This window comes from Streptomyces sp. NPDC111520, from assembly GCF_055635295.1.
The window spans coordinates 115,799-135,376 of sequence record NZ_JBVKBW010000005.1; the positions used below are offsets into that span (position 1 = coordinate 115,799).

Sequence of the window (19,578 nt, forward strand, 5' to 3'; positions counted from 1 at the left end):
CACGCCGGAACGGCGGGCTGGTCTACGCACGTAGATCCGGCGCTGGGACGAACGTAAGAGCCCACAGCCCACTGTGGCAATACCGGCGCCTTTACTCAACGAAGCCGATCAGGTTTCGCGGCCGGGCAGACCCGCTCGGCGCAGTGCGGCGGCCACGTCGCGGCGTTTGGACGCCGACACCAGCCCGGCCGCGTCCAGGAGCGGGCCGACGAGCCCTGGACCCTCGTGGGCGATGCCGGCGGCCGCCTCCGGGCTGCGGGCGCCGACGAGGGCGGCCAGCAGGCTCAGTGCCGCGTCCCGGTGGCCGGCGTCGAGGAGGGCCCCGGCGGTCCCGGCCACCTCGGCGGCGGGCCGGGCGGCGGCCTGGTGCAGCAGGGTCCTGCGGTCGTCGCCGCGGCCGGCGGAGTCCAGGGCGGCCGCGGCGGCCGCCAGACGGTGCGGGGGCTGCGCGGCCAGCTCCCAGAGCAGGGTGGCCACGTCCGCGGCCAGCCCGCAGCGCTCCAGCGCGGCCGCGAGTTCGGGGACGTCCTCGGGCGGGCCCGCCACGGCCTCGCTCATCAGCACGTACGCCTCACCGGTGCGGCCGGTGCGGCGCAGTTCCGCCATGCGCGCCGCGGTCGCCCGCGCGGCCTGCCCGCGGGCGGGAGCGGTCGTACGGACGTCGCCGCGGACCTGCCCTGGCTCGTGGCCGTCGGGGGCGTCGTGGCCCGCCGCGCCGGCGAACCGGGCCCCGCGGGGTGCGGCACCGGCGCCGTCCTCCGGCGCCGCGACGACGGGCGGCGGGACCACCTCGGCCTCGGGTCCCCCGGCGAAGCGGGCCCCGCCGTAGCGTGCTCCGCCGCGGGGGCGTTCCCGGCCTCGGGTGGCGGGGGCGGAGGCGGGGACGGTGGCACGACCGCCGCCCTCCGGCGGCGGGTCCGGTTCCGCCCGCGGGCGTAACCACCCTTCGGGCACGGCGGGGCGTGAGCGCACCGCGTCCAGACGCGTCCGGAGCTCCGCACAGCGTGCGACGGCCCGTTCGCGGTCGTCGCGGGCCCAGGCGAGTTCGTTGCCGAGGCGCTCGGCCTCGGCGGGTGTGGCGGCGCCGCGCAGCGCGGCGGCGACCGCGCGTTCGTGCAGCACCACGTGCCGGCGTTCCCCGAGCAAGGCGTCCAGCCGTGCGCTGAGCGCCGCCTCGCCGCCCGGTGCGGCGTCGTGGGCGGCAACGGCGGCGGCGTGCAGGCCACGGGCGGGCCGGGCGGTCTCCTGGGCCCGGGGGGTGCCCTGGGCGACAGCCACGTCCTGGAGGAGGGCGTGGACGACGTCCCACGGCGGGACGTCGGTGCCGTCGAGCCAGGCCCGCACACCCGCGGGATCGCGTTCGGCGAAGACCGCGTACCAGCCGTGCGTGCCGCCCGCCGCACCGACCAGCCCCCGCAGGTACCGGGCGAACTCACCGACCGGGTCGGCGACCTGGCTGCGCACCCCGCGTTCCACTCTCGCTCCTCCCTGCCCGCCGCCCGGCGGCGGAAGCGTGTGGTCCGCACGGCATTCGACACCCGGCGTGTTACAGCGGCGCTACGGAGAGTTTTCGCACAGGGGGCGGCGGCTGCACGGGCGCCCCGGCCCCGCGCGGAGGCACGGCGGCGCGCCCCCGCGGACGGACGGCTGCCACCGCCGTGTCCCGCCGCTCAGGACTGGGCCGCCTCCGGGCGGTGGCGGCGGTAATGGCGGGCCACGCGGGCGCGGTTGCCGCAGGAGGGCTTGCACCACTCCTGGCGGCCGTGGGACTTGACGAAGTAGCGGACGCACCGCGGCGCGGCGCAGGCGCGCAGCCGCGTGCGATCGGGGCCGGCGAGGAAGTCGACGGCGGCGCGGGCGAGTTCGGCGACGATCCGCGCGGTCGGATCGGCCGGCTCCACGGCGGGCGCCGGCCGGGCCACGGGCGCCTCCTGCGCCTCCCACACCAGCCGCGGGACGACGGGGACCCGCGCAGCCGCGGCGTTGAGGTGCGCGAGGGCCTGCTCGGCGGGCATCAGGTGTCCGGCGTCGGCCGGGCTGGCCGGTCCGGGCGCCACGGCACGGGCGAAGAGTGCGCGTACGGCGCGGCGGAGCGCGAGCACCTCGGCGAGCGCGGTGCCATCCGCGACGAAGCCGCCGTCCTGCGGGAGGTGTTCGCGGACCCAGGCCGTGAGCGCGGAGGGGTCGCCCAGGTCGTCGGCGACCCCTCCGTCGCCGTCGTGCCGGATCGTGCTCACCAGTTCCAGGGCCAGGCAGCGCTCCACGGCGCCCCTCCTCTTGATCGTCCGTCGGCGGCACTCTACCGTTCTAACGTCAAAGGACAGATTAATCATTAAGCCTGGAGGGGAGCGGCCCATGCTGCTGGCTCACATCAGCGACCTGCATCTCGACGGCACCGAACGCTCGACGGAGCGCGCCGGCCGCGTCATGTCCTACCTGCGCGGGCTCCCGAGCCCGCCCGACGCGCTGCTGGTCACCGGGGACATCGCCGACCACGGCGCCCCGGCCGAGTACGAGGAGGCGGCCCGGATCCTCGACGCGCCGTTCCCGGTCCTCCCCTGTCCGGGCAACCACGACCGGCGCGCCGCCTACCGCAAGGCGCTGCTGGGCGAGGCCGAAGGGACGGGACCGGTGAACCGGGCGCACCTCGTCGCCGGAACCGCGGTCCTGATGTGCGACTCGACGATCCCGGGCGAGGACGACGGCCTCCTCGACGAGGAGACGCTGGGATGGCTGTCGGCCGCGCTGGACGGGCTGGACCCCGGCACCCCGGCCCTGGTGGCGTTCCACCATCCGCCCGTCGCGCTGCACCATCCGCTGCCCGACGGCTACCGGCTCGGCCGGCCCGCCGCCCTGGAGGAACTGCTGGACGCGCACCCCGAGGTGATCGCCGTCCTCACCGGTCACGCCCACACGCCCGCGGCCACCACCTTCGCCGGACGGCCGCTGATCGCCGCACCCGGGGTGACGTGGACGCTGCGCATGCCGTGGGAGGGCGAACCGGACGGCTCGGTGGCCGACCGTACGGCGCCGCCCGGCGTCGCCTTCCACGTGCTGGACGACGAGCGGCGCCTGACGACCCATTACCGCGTGGTGCTCTGAACCACCATCGCCGAGCCGCCGCCGCGGCGCACCGTCTCGGCCGCGGCGAGCCAGCGGCCGTCCCGCAACCGCTGGACGCCCGTCGTGGCGCCGATCTCGCCCGCGTCGGCGAAGCTGTGCCCGATGTCCTTCAGCTCCGCCGCCACGTCGCTCGCGAGGAAGCCGGGCTCGACCTGCGTGGCCGTGGCGTTGCGCTGGCTGGCGCGCGGCGCGGCGATCGCGTCCACAAGGGGCAGGCCGCGGTCGACGTGCTCGGTCAGCACCTGCAGCACCGTGGTGATGATCGTGGCGCCGCCGGGCGAGCCGAGCGCGAAGTCCACACGACCGTCCTTCAGCACGATCGTCGGCGACATCGAGGAGCGCGGCCGCTTCCCGGGTCCCGGCAGGTTGGGGTCGTGGACCGAGGCACTGGCCGGGACGAACGAGAAGTCGGTCAGCTCGTTGTTGAGCAGGAAACCGCGGCCGGGCACGGTGATGGCGCTGCCCCCGGTCTGCTCGATGGTCAGCGTGTACGCGACGACGTTGCCCCACTTGTCGGCGACCGTGAGGTGCGTGGTGCTGTCGCCCTCGTACGTCGTGGGGGCGGCCTTGCCGCCGCTGGGGCAGCGCGCCGGGTGGTACGGGTCCCCCGGGGCGACCGGGCTGGTCAGCACCGCGTCGTCCTTGATCAGGCAGGCCCGGGAGTCGGCGAAGGACTGGGACAGCAGCCCCGCGGTCGGGACCTTCTCGAAGGCCGGGTCGCCGACCCAGCGCCCGCGGTCGGCGAAGGAGATCCGGCTCGCCTCGAGGAAGCGGTGCAGGTACTGCGCCTCGGACAGGCGGGAGAGCCGGCCCGTCCGCTCCAAGATGTTCAGCGCCTCACCGACGGTGGTGCCGCCGGAGGAGGAGGGGGCCATGCCGTAGACGTCCAGCCCGCGGTACGACACCCGGGTGGGGCTCTGCGGCTTGGCCTTGTAGGCCTTCAGGTCGGCCGTCGTGAGGTCGCCGGGGCGGACGACCCGGGTGGCGGCCGGGTCCACCGGCGGCTTGCGCACGGTGTTCACGATGTCGGCGCCTATGCTCCCGCGGTAGACGGCGGAGACGCCCTTGCGGCCCAGCTCGGAGTAGGTGCGGGCGAGGTCGGGGTTCTTGAGGGTGGAACCGACGGCCGGCAGTTGCCCACCGGGCAGGAAGAGCGCCGCGGTGGCCGGGAAGTCCTTGAAGCGCGCCTGGTTGGCCTCCGTCTGGCTGCGGAAGGTGGCGTCCACGGTGAAGCCGTCGTGCGCGAGGCGCTCGGCGGGCCGCAGCACGTCGCGCAGGCTCCGGCTGCCCCAGGACCTCAGGGCGGTGTCCCAGGTCGCGGGGGTGCCGGGGACGCCGACGCTCAGACCGCTGGTGACGGCGTCGTTGAAGGGCAGTGGCTGGCCGTTCTCGACGAAGAGCTTGTCGGTGGCGCTCTTGGGGGCCGTCTCGCGGCCGTCGATGGTGTGGACCTTGCGCTGCCCGGCGTCGTAGTAGACGAAGTAACCGCCGCCGCCGATGCCCGAGGAATAGGGCTCGGTGACGCCCAGGGCGGCCGCGGTGGCCACCGCGGCGTCCACGGCGTTCCCTCCGCGCCGCAGCACCTCGATGCCGGCGGCGGAGGCGTCGGGGTCGACGCTGGAGACCGCGCCTCCGTAGCCGACGGCGAGCGGGACCTTGGCGGGCGTCGCGTCCCGGGCCGGGGCGTCCGCCCCCGGCGGTGCCGCGGCCACCGACAGCGCGGCGGTGGCGGTTACGGCGAGCAGCGACAGACTCCGTACAGCGTGACGACGCATACGTGGACCTCCACTGGGGCGACCGTCCGGGCAGCCTAACCCCACCCTGCCTTCCTCGTCAGGAACGCCTCAACTACGATCCCGGCCCATGAGCGACGACGTGCGCAATATCGTGCTGGGACTGGCCGCGAGCGGTATCAGCGCCGTGCTGGGCTGGTTCGTCCGCACGTACCTGTGGCGGCGCAAGCTGCGCCGCAAGCAGCGTTTCTTCGGGCTGCCCACCGGCTCGGAGTGCCTGATGGTGATCAACCGCGACCCGGGCTCGACGCGGGGATGGAGCGTGGCACGCCATGACGTCTTCGCGTTGATCGAACTGTCCGCGCTGATCAAGGAGTGCGGCGCGCACGCCGAGATCCTGCCCCACGACACCGCCTGGCAGGGCTTCGGCGCCCGCACGGAGTTCTGCATCGGCGGCCCGATATCCAACCACCGCATGGCTGCGCACCTGCGCTCCATGCTGCCCGGTTTCCAGGTCAAGGACTTCACCGGGCCCGTCGAGGACCAGGGCGCGCTGACCGTGGGCGGCGATACCTACCGCATGGAGAAGGGCAAGGTGGAGTACGTCTTCCTGGCCCGGCTGGCCGCCGACGAGAACACCGGGAACAACCGCCCGGTCTTCCTCGCCTCCGGCCAGCGCGGAGTGACCAACCAGGCCGCCGTGCGCTACCTCGCCCGCCACCACCAGCGGCTGTCCCGCAAGTACGGGGTGGACGGTACCTTCTGCCTGCTGCTGAAGGTCGTCAACTCCGACGCCTACGGACCCGACGTGGTGGAGGTCGTCGCCGACGTCACCCGCGAGGCCAGGACAGCCCCCGCCCTCCCGGTGGCCGTCACCGCGGAGTGACGGCCCGGGACGGGGCGGGCGGCCGCGGGGGCAGGGCACCCCGCGGCCCCGTCATATGCGGCCGCGTACGCAGAGCCGGTCCAGGACGGCGGCGGCCATGGCCTTCTCGCCCAGTGCGTTGGGGTGGGCGGGCGCGGCCGGAGCGGCGGGCGTGAGCGGCTCGATCCAGCGGACGCCGGGGGCCGTGCACATGTCGTGGCCCACGGTCGGGGTGTAGGTGTCGACGTAGGTCGCGTGGGCGGCCTTGGCACGACGGGCCAGCATGGCGTTGAGCCGCTTCTCGGTGTCCCGGAGGTAAGCGAAGTCCTTGTCCGCGAAGGGCACGGCCGGCCGGCAGCCGACGCCGCTGTCGGGGAGCAGCGCCGGGTAGCCGACGACCACGACACGGGCCCGCGGTGCGCGGTGCCGGATGGCGTCGAGCACGGCGTCGACCTTCGGGGCCGTCTGCTCGACCGCGGTCCGCAACTGGTCGGTCCCGCCGGCCGTGTAGTACTTCTCGCAGGGATTGCCGGTCGGGTCGGAGAGCGCGGCGCCGGCGCAGGTGCGGATGATGCTGCCGAAGCCGACGTCGTTGCCGCCGATCTGCAGGGTGACCAGCGAGGTACGCCGGTTGAGCGCGTCCAGCTGGGGCGGGTTGCTGCCCTGTGCCTTCCACATCTCGGCGGTGGTGGCCCCGCCGCAACTCACGTCGGTGAGGGTGGTGCCCCTGAGCCGCTGCGCCACCAGCGAGGGGTAGTTCCGGTTCGACCGGGCGCAGTTGGCGTCCACCTGGTCGGGGATGAGCGGTCCCGACGTGTACGAGTCCCCGAGCGCGACGTACGCGTCCCGGTGGCCGTTGCCGTGACCATGGCCGTGGTGCCGGCCGTCGCGCGAATGCGCGGTGGCCGGGACCGCGCTCACCGCGGTGAGCAGGATCGCGGCCGACGCCGCGGCCGCTCCCAGGATCGATGCACGTCCGACACCCATCGGGCCCTCCCCCTGTCGACGCTGACGGGTTCAGATTCGGCGCCCCGCGTGGCCCAAGTCAATGGATGCGTCGCAAGTTCGCTCGATGGACTGACGTTCCCTCAGCTCACCGCAATCATTGCTGGCGCGCAACATGCAGCCCCATTACCTGAGGTAAGTCGCCCTGGTCACCCTCCGGTCACTTCGTCCCGGGGACATCTGGAGCCGCCATGAGAACGCCTCGCACCGCCGCGGGAGCCTTGTCCGCACTCCTGCTCGCCACCACGGCACTGGACATCGCGGCCCCCGCCGCACGGGCCGCGACGGCCGGCGCGAACTCCGCGGCCGGCGGCTCCACCGCTCCCTCCGTCCGCATCGCCGACATCCCGGGAGCCGGTGGGATCACCCTCAAGGGCAACGTCTTCACCCCATCGGGTGCGAACGGCACCGGCGGTCAGGTGCGGGCCGCTCGACGTCGCGGACGTCTCCGAGGTCGTCGACCGGACCCTCGCCAACACCCCCGCCGATCCCGGCCGGATCGGCGGGGCGGGCGTCTCCTACGACGCCGGGCCGACCCTCATGGGGCCGCGCACGAACCGCGCGTCAAGGCCGTGACGGCGCTCAGCGGCTGGGCGGACCTGACCGAATCCATCGACGGCGGCCGCACCCGGCACCTCCGGTCCCCGGCGGCGGACCCGTCGCGGTTCTCCGTACCGCTTCGCCGACCGTCACTCCCGTAGCGTGCGTACCTCGGTACGCAGCCGTGGCCTGCGTACCTAACGTCGTGCCAGGAGCGGGAGAGAGGACGGGCGGGGATGGCCGAGCCGGGGCCGGTGTACCAGTGGATCGCCGACGACCTCATGCGGCGGATCGACGAGGGACTCCTCAAGCCCGGGTCCCGCATCCCCTCCCGCTCCCGGCTCAAGGAGACCTACCGGGCGAGCGACCAGACCGTCGACCGCGCCGTGCGCGTGCTGAAGGCGGCGGGCTACGTCGAAGGTCAGTTCGGGCGGGGGGTGTTCGTCGTCGACCGGTCCAGCCTGGGGACGCTCGACCGCGGCACGGGCGCCGTGGACTCGCCCTTCGCCACCCGGGTCGCCGGGGACACCGCGACCGTGGACTGGGAGGCCTCGACCGTCACCACCACCGCCCCGCCGGCCATCGCCGAGCGGCTCGGCATCGTCACCGGCGACCCGGTGGTGATGACCCGTTACGAGTACCTGGCCGACCGCCGGCCCGTGCAGCTCGCCACCAGCTGGGAGCCGCTGGCCGTCACCGACGGCACGGACGTCGCGCACCCCGAGCGCGGCCCCTACGCCCGCCGCGGGGTGCGGGGGCGGCTGGCCGCGATCGGGGTACGGGTGGTGCGGGCCCGCGAGGTCCTGGAGTCGCGTCCGGCCACCGGCTGGGAGGCGCAGACGCTCGGCTGCGCGCACGGTCAGTGCGTGACGGCGGTCCAGCGCACGTACTTCGACGCCGACGACCGCGCCGTCGAGACCTCGGACACGGTGATCCGCGCCGACCGCTGGCGCGTGGCCTACAGCATCGACTTCTCGTCCTGACCGGCCCCGGCGGGGGCGCGTCCCGCCGGCCGGTGACGGCGGCCGGTCGTCATCGGCCTCCGGCGGCCGCGCCCGCGTGGCCCTCGCCGAGCACCCGGCCGACCAGCGCGTCGCGGTCTGCCTTGGGGATGGCGGTCCAGCGGGTACCGCGGATCGCGCCCTCGAGGGCGAGCAGGGTGTGGGTGCAGGCGTCCTCGGGAAGCCCCTCGCGGATCATCGCGAAGGCCCCTCCGGATCCGAGGCGGCGCAGCTCGTCGGCGTCCGGCACGCCGGCGCTGCGGAGGCGCTCGGCCAGGACCGCGCCGATGTTGGGCATCTGCTGCAGGGAGTCCATGCCCCCATCATGCACCTCCCGACGCCCCGTCAGACGGCGATCTCGGCCCAGACACGCTTGCCGCCCGGCAGGAGTTCTGTCCCCCAGCGGTAGGTCAGGGCCGAAAGGACCTGGAGACCGCGGGTGCTCCCGGTCGTGTCGGGGACCTGGCCGGTCAGTACCAGGCAGGGCGGAGTGCGCGAGCCGTCGCGGACCGACATGTGCACCAGCGTCAGCCGCCGGGACAACGTGACGCCCACCCTCCGGCCCCCGGCGTGGCGCACCGCGTTGGAGACGAGCTCGGCGAGCACGATGCCCGCGGTGTCCAGCAGGTACCCGAGGTCCCACGCGTCCAGGGTCGCCGCCAGGACGCGCCGCGCCTGAGCGGGCGCCAGGTCGTCGGCGGGCAGGAAGACCTCGCCCAGCAGCACGGTGGCGGGCGGGGACGGGACGGGTTCGGCCGCCGGATCGTGGGTATGGAGGGTGTCCGGGGGCGAGTCGTCGCCCGCACCGCGGCCGGCGCCGGGGGCGGCGCGCCGGAACGGCGGCCGTGCGGCCAGGTTGTCCCCCATGTGACCACCTCACAGGTGTCGTAGGTGGCGCCGAGCATTCCCGCGAAGCACCTGTGCACGCGATACCCCCGCGCTATTCTCACCACGACATACCCGCTGGTAACGCCGGTGGACCGCCGCCGGGGTGGACGGGAGTCGTGGATGTCGGGACCGGTTACCGGTGATGCCGTCGAGATCCCCGCGTGGGCCTGGGAGCGCGAGGAGATACGGGAGGCCCTGCGGGCCCGCGACGCCGGGGCCATCCTGCGGTTCGCGCAGCAGTACGGCGGCGCGAGCCAGTCACGCATCGCAGCCGCGACGGGGCTGTTGCAGGGCCGGGTCAACGAGATCGTGCGGGGCCGCCGTTCGGTGGTGCGGTTCGACGTGTTCGAGCGCATCGCGCAGGGACTGCGCATGCCGGACCACGCACGGCTGCTCATGGGGCTCGCACCGCGCCGCCTGCGCTCCTACGGCGTCCGGGACCTGATGGACCATCCACAGGTGGCCGCGGTCGCGCTGACCAAGCCCGAGGCCGCCGCGGAGATCCGTGAGGTGGCGGTGAGCGCCGATGCGGTGGACGTGGTGGGCGTACGCGCCCTCGGCCTGCTGGCGCTCGGCGACTCGCTGCTGCGCGGGCCGCTGACCCGCCGGGACCGGACCGGGACGGCCCGCATGCGGCTGCTGTTGCTGCACCCGGAGAGCCCGGCGGTGGCCCGGATCGCGGAGGAGGTCGGCGAGACACCGCGCTTCTTCTCCTCGAGCCTCCGCTTCGCGGAGGACATGCTCGGTGCCCTCGCCGAAGAAGGAACGATTCGGCTCGAGGTCTACCGCTACCGCACCCCACCGGTGTGGAGGCTGGTGCGCCTCGACGGCGCCACCTTCGTCTCCGTCATCGGACCACCGGCCGACCCGCGGGGCTCGCTGGTCTACCGGCTCACCGCCACCCCGCCCGGTTCGGTGCTCTACGGCTTCGAGCGCTGGTTCGAGGCCATGCTCGGCGAGGCCGAACGCGTCATCTAGGGTGCCCGTCGCGGGCCCGGCGGGCGATCAGACCTCGGAGGCCTCGGCGTAGACCTGGGACAGCTCCGGGGTACCGCTCTCCGCCCACTCGTGGCCCGCCTCGACGACGTCGAGTTCACGGCCGGAGGCCAGCTGGATGACGGGCCGTCCGTTGGGCCAGATCTGCCAGCTCGCGCCCGGGACGGTGCGCACCACGACCGTGCCGAGGTAGAGCCCGGCATCGTTGCCGAGCCAGGACAGCTCGTCCGGGTCGTCGCGCCAGCGCGGCACCAACTGGTCCAGGCGCTCCAACGAGAGAGCAGTGTCGTCCAGTTCCACGCCCTCGGCCTCGGCCCTGGCGCGCAGCAGCTCGCACTCCGAGAGCAGTTCGGCGACTCCTTCCTGGTCCTCGGCGAGGGACTCCGGTACGGCCGCGCCGCGGACCTCGCCGTACCGTTTGCGCCACCTGTCCAGGAAGGAGATGTCCATGGGCATCAGCCTATGGCGTAGGCCTTGCGGAGTGTCTCGTGGACGGTCCATGTCGTGCGGTCTCCTTCGCGGAGGACGCAGACCTCTCCCGGACCGAGCTCCAGGGTCGGTCCGCCCTCCACCTCGACGGTGGCGCGTCCGCTGACGACCACGAACATCTCGTCCGCCTCGGTGTCGGTCACCACGCCCGGGGTGATCTGCCAGACCCCCCTGGAGCGGGTGCCGTCGGCCGACCGCCACAGCACCTTCCCGGTGACCTCGGGGGAGCCGGAGACGATCTGTGCCGCGTCCAGGGGTTCGGGGTCGAGCACGGCGGCGGCGATGTCGACGGAGAAGCTCTTCATGGCCGGAGCGTACGCGCGGGCGTATGCCAACGGTAACGACACGTTGTATACGTTCCGTTGCCGCACAATACGTGACGTAAGGCTGCCCGGCGCGAGAAGGGCCACGCAATGCGGGATGAACGGGAAGCCGGGGGGCGGGCGGCGGACCGCGCCTGGCGGCTGCTGGAGGAGCTGGCGGCGCGGGCCCCGGGCGCGGTCCGGCTCGCAACCGGCGCGGAGGACGCCGAGATCGCGGCGTGGGGCGTGCCGCTCCCCGGCGAGGTGCGGCGCCTGGTCGGCAGGGTGCGGTCGATCCGCATCGGCGGCCTGGAGGAGTACCGGCTCGCCCCCGAGCGGGGTCTGCACCCCGGCGGCTGGGCCGTGGGGCCACCCGGCTCCGCGCACCTGCTGCACGAGTCGGGCGGGGACACGCTCTTCGTCGACGTGGACGGGGGCACCGGCGCCTGGGGCCGGGTGTTCGCGGCGACCGGGGTCTTCCCCGACACCTGGGCGTACGTCGCGCCCTCGCTTGTCGACTGGGTCACCCTGCTGGCCCGGGCGGGGCTCGCGGCCCTGGAACGCCTGCCCCCCGGTGCGGAGCCGGGGGCGGCCCGGGCCGACGGGTCGGTCCCGGACCACGCCGCGGTGCTGGAACGGCTCGCCGAGACCTCGAACGTCTTCTCCTACCGCCCCGACCTGCGGGGCACCCCGGTGGGACAGGCCCGGCCGGCGGCGGACCCGGAGCTGGCCGCCGTGCTGACCGGACTGCCGGACGACGCCCTGGTGGTGGACCTGCGCGAGGTGGCGCACCCGGCGACCCTGCACCTGCCCTGCCCGCCGGGGCTCCGCGGCCACGTCGAGTTCCAGCGCAGGGCCGGGGGGCGCTTCGCGCTGGGCCTGCCCAGGACCGGTCAGACGTCCAGGTCGACCACGACGGGGGCGTGGTCGGAAGCGCCCTTGCCCTTGCGCTCCTCGCGGTCGACGTAGGCGTCGCCGACCGCCTTGCTGAAGGGCTGGTTCGCGTAGACCAGGTCGATCCGCATGCCGCGGTTCTTGGGGAAGGCCAGCTGGCGGTAGTCCCAGTAGGTGTAGGGACGGTCGTACTTCAGCGGGCGGGGCACCACGTCGCTGAGCCCGGCCTCGCGCAGGTGTGCCAGCGCCTCGCGCTCGGCGGGGGTGACGTGGGTCATCCCCTCGAAGACCGTGGGGTCCCACACGTCCTCGTCGGTGGGCGCCACGTTGTAGTCGCCGAGGACGGCGAAGGGGCGCTCGCCCGCCGCGTCCTCCGCGACCGCCGCGCTCAGCGCCTGGAACCAGCGCAGCTTGTACGCGTAGTGCTCGTGGCCGACCTCACGGCCGTTGGGCACGTACACCGACCAGACCCGGACCGGGCCGCAGGTCGCCGAGACCGCGCGGGGCTCGTCGGCCTCCTCGTACAGCGGGCCGCCGGGCAGGCCGACGACGACGTCCTCGAGGCCCACCTTGGACAGGAGGGCGACCCCGTTCCACCGGCCGGTGGCGTTGACGGCGGTCTCGTAGCCGAGGGCGCGCAGTTCCTCGAACGGGAACTGCTCCTCGGTGCACTTGGTCTCCTGGATGCACAGCACGTCCGGGCTGTTCTTCTCCAGCCAGGCCAGCAGCCGCGGCAGGCGGGCGGTGATCGAGTTGACGTTCCAGGTGGCGATGCGCATGGACCCGAATGTACCGCCCGCCTCCGACAACCGGTCCCGGGGCGTTCCCGGCGGCCGTCCGCGGCGGGTCGTGCGGCCGGGGCGTCAGCCCAGGTCGGTGCTGTCGCCGGGGGCCAGCCTGCCGTGCTCCGCGCCGCCGACGCCGGGCCCGTCGGGGCCGAGCAGCCGGTCGTACAGGGTGCGGGCGAGGTCGTTGAGGAGCCCGTCGTGCACGTCGATGGCGCGGGCCGGCTTCACCTCGCGGAGGTAGTCGATGACCTCGGAGACCTTGTTCCAGGGGGCGTGCACGGGCAGCAGCAGCGTCTCGACGGACCGGCCGGGCACGGTGAACGCGTCGCCGGGGTGGAAGACGGAGCCGTCGACGAGGAAGCCGACGTTGGTGATGCGCGGGATGTCGGGGTGGATCACGGCGTGCATCTGGCCGTGCACCTCGACGTCGAAGCCGGCCGCGCTGAAGGTGTCGCCCTCGCCGACGGTGTGGACCCGGCCCGGGAAGGCGGCCGAGACCTGGTCGGCGACGCTCTTGAGGGTCCAGATCTCGGCGGCGGGGTCGGCCTCCAGGGCGGCGCGCAACTGCTGCTCGCTGAAGTGGTCCGCGTGCTCGTGCGTGACGAGGACCGCATCCGCCCCCACCGCGGCGTCCGGCTCGGTGAAGCCTCCGGGATCGATGACGAGCACGCGCCCGTCCTTCTCCAGGCGGACGCAGGCGTGGCCCCTCTTCGTCAGCTTCATGACTCTCCTCCGGAGCGGTGATCCTTTGCGTGGCCATCATGGCCGAGGCCGTGCGCGCCGCACACGCCGCATCCAGGTGGTGGCGCCGATGGGCCGGCGGGACGACGCTGCCGCCCTGCGCGCGGGCTCACACCCCTGGCCGAGTCTCCTCCCGGATGACGCGCCGCGCCACCGCGTGGGCGGAGGTGGCGGCGGGCACCCCGAGGTAGACGGCGGCGTGGAGCAGCACCTCCTCGATCTCGGCCGGGGTGAGGCCGCCGCGCAGCGCCGCCCGGGTGTGCGCGGCCAGTTCCGTGTGGTGGCCGCCCGCGACAAGTGCGGTCAGGGTGATGACGCTGCGGGTCCGCCGGTCGAGCCCGGGCCGGTTCCAGAGCTCGCCCCAGGCGTAGCGGGTGACGAACTCCTCGAAGGCCCCGGCGGGCTCGTCGGCCTCCTCGGCCTCCACCCGGTCGACGTGCGCGTCGCCCAGGAGCTCGCGCCGGGTGCGGTCGCCCTCGGCGTACGGGTCGACGCGGCCGGGCGCGACGCCTCCCTGGTGCTGCGGCCCGGGCCGTACGGGGGTCGCGACCGCCGGTGCGGGCTCCGGGGCGACGGCCGCGGGCTGAACGGGCGCGGCCACGACGACGGGCTGCTCGGTCCAGGTGGCCTCGAAGTGGCGTACGAGGAGCTCGCCGACGGCGGCGGGCTGCTCGACCGGCACCAGGTGCGAGGCTCCGGGAACGACCGCGAGGCGCGCGTCCGGTATCCCGGCGACCAGGGCCCGGGCGTCGGCGGGCGGTGTCACCTGATCCTCGGCGCCCCCCAGGACCAGCGTCGGCACGGTGATCCGGCCCAGCTCGGCGCGCACGTCGTGGGAGGCCAGCGCCTCACAGGCGGCGACGTAGCACTCCGGGTCGACGGCCCGGGCCATCTGGACGGACCAGTCCACGATGGCGGCCTGAGCGGCACGGAAGGCGGGGGCGAACCAGCGCTCGGGGGCGCTGAGCGCGATCTGCTCCAGGCCGTTGGCGCGGACGACCACTCCGAGCTGCCGCCAGGCGTCGGGCGTCCCGAAGCGGGCCGCCGAGGAGACCAGGGCGAGCGAGGCGACGCGCTGCGGGGCACGCAGTGCCAGCTGGGTGCCGACGGCGCCGCCGAAGGCGCAGCCGGCGTAGCCGAAGCGCTCGATGCCGGCCTCGTCCAGGGTGCGCAGCAGGCGGTCGGCCAGTTCGGCGGTGGACACCGAGGCGTCGGCGGGTGCGCCGCCGTGCCCGGGGAGGTCGTACCGCAGCACCCGCCACTGGCGGGTCAGCTCGGGTATCTGCCGGTCCCACATGTGCCACGTCGTGCCCAGTGAGGGGCCGAGGACCAGGACCGGCGCGTCCTGCGGCCCGTCGACGCGGTGCTGGAGGGTCTGCGTGCTCTGCTCGTCGCTCACTCGCGCCACGCTATCGAGGCGTTCGCGGGCGGGGACGGCCGGGCCCCGCGACGGCGTGGGCGGCCGTGGGGCGCCTGGGCGCCGGTCAGCGGAAGTTTATCGTGGACACGACATAGACCACGGGGTGGTCCGTGTTGGAGAAGTCGACCGTGATGTTGTGGTCCGGCTTGTCACCGTGCTGCTTGAGCTTCAGACCGGCCCACTTGCCGGAGGCACCGAAGTCCCAGCGCACGGCGCGGGCCTGCTTCGGGCTCACGGTCACGTCGCCGTCCCGGAGGGCGGAGCGGCTCCGGCCGTACTGGGCGAGGAAGGTGTCCAGGCCGCCCTGGTTGGTACGGAACTGCACGTAGAAGGAGCTGGCGGCCCAGTTGTTGGTCTCCAGGTACGCCACGGGCGTCGAACCGGACGGGATCGTCACCTCGTAGATGCGCCGCTGCACCTTCGTGGGCCACAGGTAGGTGAGCGTGGTGGCGGCCGCCTGCTCCTGCTTCTCCTCGCCGCTGTCCCGGCTCTGCTCCGCGGAGATGATCACGTAGCCGATCGGCACCAGGATCAGCAGCGGGACGACCGTCCACTGCACCCAGCGCGGTGGCTTCCTCGGGGGCATGGCACTCACTTGCCGACAACCTTCGCGTAGCGCTCGTACCGCTCGACCCGCCGCCTGTTGGCCCGCCGGAAGCGGCGCGCGACCAGCCGCGCCAGATCCGCGGCGCCGACCATCCCGGCCTCGGGGCCGAGCTGCGCCTTGACGATACGCGCCTCGGGCCGGTACCCGCGCCCGGTCAGATGGCGCCGGAAGGCGTCACGGGCCGGGGCGATCAGCAGGTCGTCGGCCGCGCTGACGCCGCCGCCGATGACGAAGCAGGAAGGGTCCAGGGCGGCGGCGAGATTGGCGATGCCGACGCCCAGCCACTGGCCGATGTCCTGGAAGAGCTCGACGCACATCGCGTCACCCTCACGAGCGAGCTCCGTGATGAGCGGACCGGTGATCTCCCGCACCTGGCCGTCGACCCGGTCGATGATCCCGTACGCGACCGGGGAGTCCGCCGCCGCGAGTTCGCGGGCCTCGCGCACCAGGGCGTTGCCCGAGCTGTACTGCTCCCAGCAGCCGCGGTTGCCGCAGGCGCAGCGGTGCCCGCCGGGCACGACCTGCATGTGTCCGAACTCGCCGGCGACACCGAAGCGGCCCCGCTTGACGTGGCCGTCCTCCAGGATGGCGCCGCCGATGCCGGTGCCGAGCGTGATCATCACGAGGTCGCTCTCGCCGCGGCCGGCGCCGAAGCGCCACTCCGCCCAGGCGGCGGTGTTCGCGTCGTTGTCGACCATGACCGGCACCCGCAGGCGCTCGGTGAGACGGGCCTTCAGCGGCTCGTCACGCCAGGACAGGTGCGGGGCGAAGAGCACACGGGAGCGGTCGGCGTCCACCCAGCCGGCCGCGCCGATGCCGACGGCGTGCACGTCGTGCCGCTCGGACAGGTCGAGGACGAGCTCGGTGATGGTGTCCTCCACCACCTTCGGGCTCTTGCTCTTGTCCGGCGTCTCGGTGCGCAGCTTCTCCAGGATGTTGCCGTCCGCGTCGACCACGCCGGCCATCACCTTGGTGCCGCCGATGTCGATGCCGACGGTGGGGACGCGGGGCGCGGTGAGGTGCGAGCGGCGCTCACGGCGGCCCACCGTGCTCAGGAGCGTGGAGCTGCTGGAGGAGCGGGCGGCACCCCGGTACATGCTCATCGGTTCACCCCCGTGGATCCGATCCCGGACTCGTTCCCGAACTGCTGCTCGGTCGTCGCTCGCAAGGCTCGTCTCTCCGGGGTCGGGGGCGGTTCTCCGAGTGATTCTAAGTGCCCGGGATCGCGGGGGCGTGGCCCCCGGTCCCGGGCGACGGCGGGTGGGTGCGCGGGGCGGGCGGCCGGGGCCGCCCGCCCGCCGTCACGGTGCCGGGCGGCGCAACTCGTGGGCGAGGGTCTCCAGGTCCGTGCCCCCGGCCATTTCCCGAGTGAGCTCGTCCACCGTGATCCCGTCCCTGGTGTAGGTGCCGGTCATCGTGCCGCGGCGCAACAGGACGAAGCGGTCGCCGACGAGGTGGGCGTGGTGGGGGTTGTGCGTGATGAGGACCACGCCGAGGCCGGCGTCCCGTGCCGCGGCGACGTACTTCAGCACGACGCCGGACTGCCGGACGCCGAGCGCCGCCGTGGGCTCGTCGAGGACGAGCACCTTGGCCCCGAAGTGCACGGCGCGGGCGATGGCGACGCACTGGCGCTGCCCGCCCGACAGGGTGCCGATGGGCCGGTCCACGTCGCTCAGGTCGATGCCCATGTCGCGCAGCGCCGTGCGCGTGGTCTCCCGCATCAAGGCGACGTCCAGGCGCTTGAAGGGGCCCCGGCCCCTGCGCGGCTCGGAACCGAGGAAGAAGTTCCGCCAGACCGGCATCAGCGGGACGACGGCCAGGTCCTGGTAGACGGTGGCGATGCCGTGGTCGAGTGCCTCACGGGGCGACGCGTGGCGCACGGGCACGCCCTCGATCTCGTAGCTGCCCCGGTCGTGCTGGTGCAGCCCCGCGATGATCTTGATGAGGGTGGACTTCCCGGCGCCGTTGTCACCGAGGACGCAGGTGATCTCCCCCGCGTGCACCTCCAGGGAGACGTCCTCCAGGGCCCGCACGTGCCCGTACGCCTTGCTGACGTCGGTCAGCCTCACCAGGGCCGTCACTTCGCCGCCTCCGCCCGCTTGCGCACCCAGGCGTTGAGCAGTGTGGCCAGCAGCAGCATGGCGCCCAGGAAGAACTTGAACCAGTCCGGGTTCCACTCGGCGTAGACGATGCCCTTGCTGGTCATGCCGAAGATGAACGCGCCGACCGCGGAGCCGATGGCCGAGCCGTAGCCGCCGGTCATCAGACAGCCGCCGATCACCGCGGCGATGATGTACAGGAACTCGTTGCCGATGCCCTCTCCCGACTGCACCACGTCGAAGGAGAACAGCAGGTGCTGTCCGGAGATCCACGCGCAGAAGGCGACGGCCATGTAGAGGCCCGTCTTCGTACGGGTGACGGGGACGCCGACCGCGCGGGCCGCGTCGGGGCCGCCTCCGGACGCGAAGATCCAGTTGCCGGCGCGGGTCCGCAGCAGCACCCAGGTCGCGACGGCGACCAGGGCGATCCACCACAGGATGGTGACCTGGAGGTCGACGTCGCCGATGGTCAGGTGCGAGGCGAACAGCGCACGCGCCGAGGGGAAGCCCTCCATGTCGGCGATCGACTTCGTGCTGACCGTGCCGTCGATGAGCTTGGTGAAGCCCAGGTTGAGCCCGGTGAGCATCAGGAAGGTGCCCAGCGTGATGATGAAGCTCGGCAGCTTGGTGCGGGCCAGCATGATGCCGTTGAAGAAGCCGATGGCGAGGGTGACGAGCAGCGAGACGCCGACACCGACCCAGACGTTGGCCGTCATCTGGTAGCTGAACATCGACGACACCAGGGCGGAGGACGTCACCAGGACGCCCGCCGACAGGTCGAACTCGCCGCCGATCATCAGCAGCGCCACCGGCACCGCCATGATCCCGATGGTGGACGCCGCGTACAGGACGGTCCCGAGGCTCGCCGGCCGCAGGAAGGAGTCGGCGGCCACCGAGAAGAAGATGAAGACGGCCACGGCGCCGACCACGGCGCCCAGCTCGGGGCGGCTGAACAGGCGGTTCCCGAGCCCCCTCGGGGGCGCGAGGCTGTCCGCGGTCATCGGGTGCCCCGCTTCGCGTAGTCCTTCAGCGCGGCCGCGTCGTCCTTGGTGACGATCTGCGGGCCGGTGAGCACCGGGCCGCCGCCGCCGAGGACGTCGGCGTTGTAGCGGTAGAGCCACAGCAGGTCCACGGCTTCGTAGCCCTGCAGGTAGGGCTGCTGGTCCACGGCGAAGCCGAGGGTGCCTGCCTCCAGCGCGCCCGCGACCTGGCCGTTGAGGTCGAAGGTGTCGACCTCGGCCTTGCTGCCCGCCTGCTCCTTCGCCTTGACGGCCGTGGCCGCGTAGGGCGCGCCGAGGGTCACGACGGCGTCGATGGAACGGTCGGCGGCCAGCTTGGCCTGGAGGGCGGACTGGACGTCGGGCATGTTGGTGCCGTTGACGTAAAGGTTCTCCGTCGTGCCCTCGAAGGTGTTCTTCACTCCCCCGCAGCGCTGCTCGTGGCCGACGTTGCCCTGCTCGTGCAGCACGCACAGGACGTGCTTCCTGCCGCGCGCCGTGAGCTCGTCGCCGACGGCCTCGCCGGCGATGGTCTCGTCCTGGCCGATGTGGGCCAGGGCGCCGAACTCCTTGGACTGGGCGGACCCCGAGTTGATGGTGATGACCGGGATGCCGGCCTTCTCCGCCTTCAGGACGACGTCCTTCATCGCCTCGGGCTTGGCGAGCGTGACGACCAGGCCGTCGACCTTCTGGTCGATGGCCGTCTGCACCAGCTGCGCCTGGTCCTTGCCCTGGTCGCTGTTGGAGTACAGGAACTTGATGTTGTCCTTGGCGGCGGCCTGCCGGGCGCCCTTCTGGACGATGTCCCAGAAGCTGTCGCCGGCGCCGGCGTGGGTGACCATGGCGACCGTCCACCTCGGTGTGTCGACGGCCGACCCGTTGGCCCGGGCCTCCTTGGCCCGCTGCTCGGCGCGCAGGCCTCCGGTGCTGCTGCAGCCCGCCAGCGCCACACCGATGACCACTGTCAGTAGCGCACCGAGCGCACGCCTTCCCCTGTTCGCGCTCTCCACGTCGTGCCTTTCCCTGCTGGTCTTGGAACCGACCAAGTATCCGTCACAGGGTGCGATGCTCGCGGAAGGGGGGGTTCCG

At 73.5% G+C, this 19,578-nt stretch carries 21 protein-coding genes and 1 pseudogene; 6 read left to right on the top strand and 16 right to left on the bottom strand.

All coding sequences use genetic code 11. The features are described from left to right. Window positions 1-108 precede the first annotated feature (108 nt). Entirely contained in the window at window positions 109-1,476 is a 1,368-nt protein-coding gene (locus ACZ7MY_RS12815) for a hypothetical protein (RefSeq protein WP_499601418.1), read from the bottom strand. Window positions 1,477-1,670: 194 nt separating this feature from the next. Then, window positions 1,671-2,264 carry a CGNR zinc finger domain-containing protein gene (locus ACZ7MY_RS12820; RefSeq protein ID WP_499601419.1) on the bottom strand — a complete coding sequence of 198 codons (594 nt, stop codon included), beginning with the start codon at window positions 2,262-2,264 and terminating at the stop codon, window positions 1,671-1,673. 91 nt (window positions 2,265-2,355) lie between these two features. On the opposite strand from ACZ7MY_RS12820, the gene ACZ7MY_RS12825 reads away from it, so the two are divergent. Continuing rightward, the gene (locus ACZ7MY_RS12825; protein ID WP_499601420.1) at window positions 2,356-3,102 is read left to right on the top strand and encodes a metallophosphoesterase; all 747 of its coding nucleotides are present in this window, start codon (window positions 2,356-2,358) and stop codon (window positions 3,100-3,102) included. Here ACZ7MY_RS12825 and ggt read toward each other — a convergent pair. Next, window positions 3,084-4,898 (bottom strand): gamma-glutamyltransferase, encoded by a 1,815-nt coding sequence (gene ggt, locus ACZ7MY_RS12830; RefSeq protein WP_499601421.1) that lies wholly within the window; start codon window positions 4,896-4,898, stop codon window positions 3,084-3,086. The two genes, ACZ7MY_RS12825 and ggt, sit on opposite strands and share 19 nt — an antisense overlap. An 88-nt stretch (window positions 4,899-4,986) precedes the next feature. Here ggt and ACZ7MY_RS12835 point away from each other — a divergent pair, with 88 nt between their 5' ends. After that, window positions 4,987-5,742: a hypothetical protein gene (locus ACZ7MY_RS12835; protein ID WP_499601422.1), complete on the top strand. Its 756-nt coding sequence runs from the start codon at window positions 4,987-4,989 to the stop codon at window positions 5,740-5,742. A 51-nt stretch (window positions 5,743-5,793) separates the two neighbouring features. Here ACZ7MY_RS12835 and ACZ7MY_RS12840 read toward each other — a convergent pair whose 3' ends face one another. After that, window positions 5,794-6,708, bottom strand: coding sequence for an SGNH/GDSL hydrolase family protein (locus ACZ7MY_RS12840; protein ID WP_499601423.1), 915 nt, complete (start codon window positions 6,706-6,708; stop codon window positions 5,794-5,796). A gap of 209 nt (window positions 6,709-6,917) precedes the next feature. On the opposite strand from ACZ7MY_RS12840, the pseudogene ACZ7MY_RS12845 reads away from it, so the two are divergent. Together ACZ7MY_RS12845 and ACZ7MY_RS12850 are read left to right on the top strand one after the other, a co-directional pair. Then, a pseudogene (locus ACZ7MY_RS12845) lies at window positions 6,918-7,376 on the top strand (CocE/NonD family hydrolase); the annotation flags it as partial. A gap of 126 nt (window positions 7,377-7,502) precedes the next feature. Beyond that, the gene (locus ACZ7MY_RS12850) at window positions 7,503-8,249 is read left to right on the top strand and encodes a GntR family transcriptional regulator (protein WP_499601424.1); all 747 of its coding nucleotides are present in this window, start codon (window positions 7,503-7,505) and stop codon (window positions 8,247-8,249) included. A gap of 49 nt (window positions 8,250-8,298) precedes the next feature. Here ACZ7MY_RS12850 and ACZ7MY_RS12855 read toward each other — a convergent pair whose 3' ends face one another. Together ACZ7MY_RS12855 and ACZ7MY_RS12860 are read right to left on the bottom strand one after the other, a co-directional pair. Then, window positions 8,299-8,583: a TfoX/Sxy family DNA transformation protein gene (locus ACZ7MY_RS12855; RefSeq protein WP_326571765.1), complete on the bottom strand. Its 285-nt coding sequence runs from the start codon at window positions 8,581-8,583 to the stop codon at window positions 8,299-8,301. A 29-nt stretch (window positions 8,584-8,612) separates the two neighbouring features. Then, entirely contained in the window at window positions 8,613-9,134 is a 522-nt protein-coding gene (locus ACZ7MY_RS12860) for an ATP-binding protein (RefSeq protein ID WP_499601425.1), read from the bottom strand. A 141-nt stretch (window positions 9,135-9,275) separates the two neighbouring features. Here ACZ7MY_RS12860 and ACZ7MY_RS12865 point away from each other — a divergent pair, with 141 nt between their 5' ends. Next, window positions 9,276-10,133 carry a helix-turn-helix domain-containing protein gene (locus ACZ7MY_RS12865; protein ID WP_499601427.1) on the top strand — a complete coding sequence of 286 codons (858 nt, stop codon included), beginning with the start codon at window positions 9,276-9,278 and terminating at the stop codon, window positions 10,131-10,133. A 27-nt stretch (window positions 10,134-10,160) separates the two neighbouring features. Here ACZ7MY_RS12865 and ACZ7MY_RS12870 read toward each other — a convergent pair whose 3' ends face one another. Both ACZ7MY_RS12870 and ACZ7MY_RS12875 read right to left on the bottom strand, forming a co-directional pair. Beyond that, a complete protein-coding gene (locus ACZ7MY_RS12870; RefSeq protein ID WP_499601428.1) occupies window positions 10,161-10,601 on the bottom strand; it encodes a DUF6278 family protein in 441 nt (146 codons plus the stop codon). A 5-nt stretch (window positions 10,602-10,606) separates the two neighbouring features. Then, on the bottom strand, window positions 10,607-10,945 hold the full coding sequence (locus ACZ7MY_RS12875; protein WP_499601429.1) for a cupin domain-containing protein: 339 nt from the start codon (window positions 10,943-10,945) through the stop codon (window positions 10,607-10,609). A gap of 108 nt (window positions 10,946-11,053) precedes the next feature. Here ACZ7MY_RS12875 and ACZ7MY_RS12880 point away from each other — a divergent pair, with 108 nt between their 5' ends. Beyond that, window positions 11,054-11,911, top strand: a complete 858-nt coding sequence (locus tag ACZ7MY_RS12880; RefSeq protein ID WP_499601430.1) for a hypothetical protein — start codon at window positions 11,054-11,056, stop codon at window positions 11,909-11,911. Here ACZ7MY_RS12880 and ACZ7MY_RS12885 read toward each other — a convergent pair. From ACZ7MY_RS12885 to ACZ7MY_RS12920, 8 genes are all read right to left on the bottom strand, one after another. After that, window positions 11,836-12,615, bottom strand: coding sequence for an exodeoxyribonuclease III (locus tag ACZ7MY_RS12885; RefSeq protein ID WP_499601431.1), 780 nt, complete (start codon window positions 12,613-12,615; stop codon window positions 11,836-11,838). The genes ACZ7MY_RS12880 and ACZ7MY_RS12885 overlap by 76 nt on opposite strands. Before the next feature lie 84 nt (window positions 12,616-12,699). Further along, window positions 12,700-13,347, bottom strand: coding sequence for an MBL fold metallo-hydrolase (locus ACZ7MY_RS12890; RefSeq protein WP_499601432.1), 648 nt, complete (start codon window positions 13,345-13,347; stop codon window positions 12,700-12,702). Between the two features lie 127 nt (window positions 13,348-13,474). Beyond that, window positions 13,475-14,764, bottom strand: coding sequence for a bifunctional 3-oxoadipate enol-lactonase/4-carboxymuconolactone decarboxylase PcaDC (gene pcaDC, locus ACZ7MY_RS12895; RefSeq protein WP_499601433.1), 1,290 nt, complete (start codon window positions 14,762-14,764; stop codon window positions 13,475-13,477). A gap of 85 nt (window positions 14,765-14,849) precedes the next feature. Beyond that, window positions 14,850-15,371, bottom strand: a complete 522-nt coding sequence (locus ACZ7MY_RS12900) for a hypothetical protein (RefSeq protein ID WP_499601434.1) — start codon at window positions 15,369-15,371, stop codon at window positions 14,850-14,852. Window positions 15,372-15,376: 5 nt separating this feature from the next. Next, a complete protein-coding gene (locus ACZ7MY_RS12905; RefSeq protein ID WP_499601435.1) occupies window positions 15,377-16,495 on the bottom strand; it encodes an ROK family glucokinase in 1,119 nt (372 codons plus the stop codon). Between the two features lie 198 nt (window positions 16,496-16,693). Further along, window positions 16,694-17,473 carry an ATP-binding cassette domain-containing protein gene (locus ACZ7MY_RS12910; RefSeq protein WP_499601436.1) on the bottom strand — a complete coding sequence of 260 codons (780 nt, stop codon included), beginning with the start codon at window positions 17,471-17,473 and terminating at the stop codon, window positions 16,694-16,696. Continuing rightward, window positions 17,470-18,492: an ABC transporter permease gene (locus ACZ7MY_RS12915; protein ID WP_499601437.1), complete on the bottom strand. Its 1,023-nt coding sequence runs from the start codon at window positions 18,490-18,492 to the stop codon at window positions 17,470-17,472. The genes ACZ7MY_RS12910 and ACZ7MY_RS12915 overlap by 4 nt, the downstream gene beginning before the upstream one ends. Beyond that, window positions 18,489-19,499 carry a sugar ABC transporter substrate-binding protein gene (locus ACZ7MY_RS12920; protein ID WP_499601438.1) on the bottom strand — a complete coding sequence of 337 codons (1,011 nt, stop codon included), beginning with the start codon at window positions 19,497-19,499 and terminating at the stop codon, window positions 18,489-18,491. The genes ACZ7MY_RS12915 and ACZ7MY_RS12920 overlap by 4 nt, the downstream gene beginning before the upstream one ends. Window positions 19,500-19,578 lie beyond the last annotated feature (79 nt).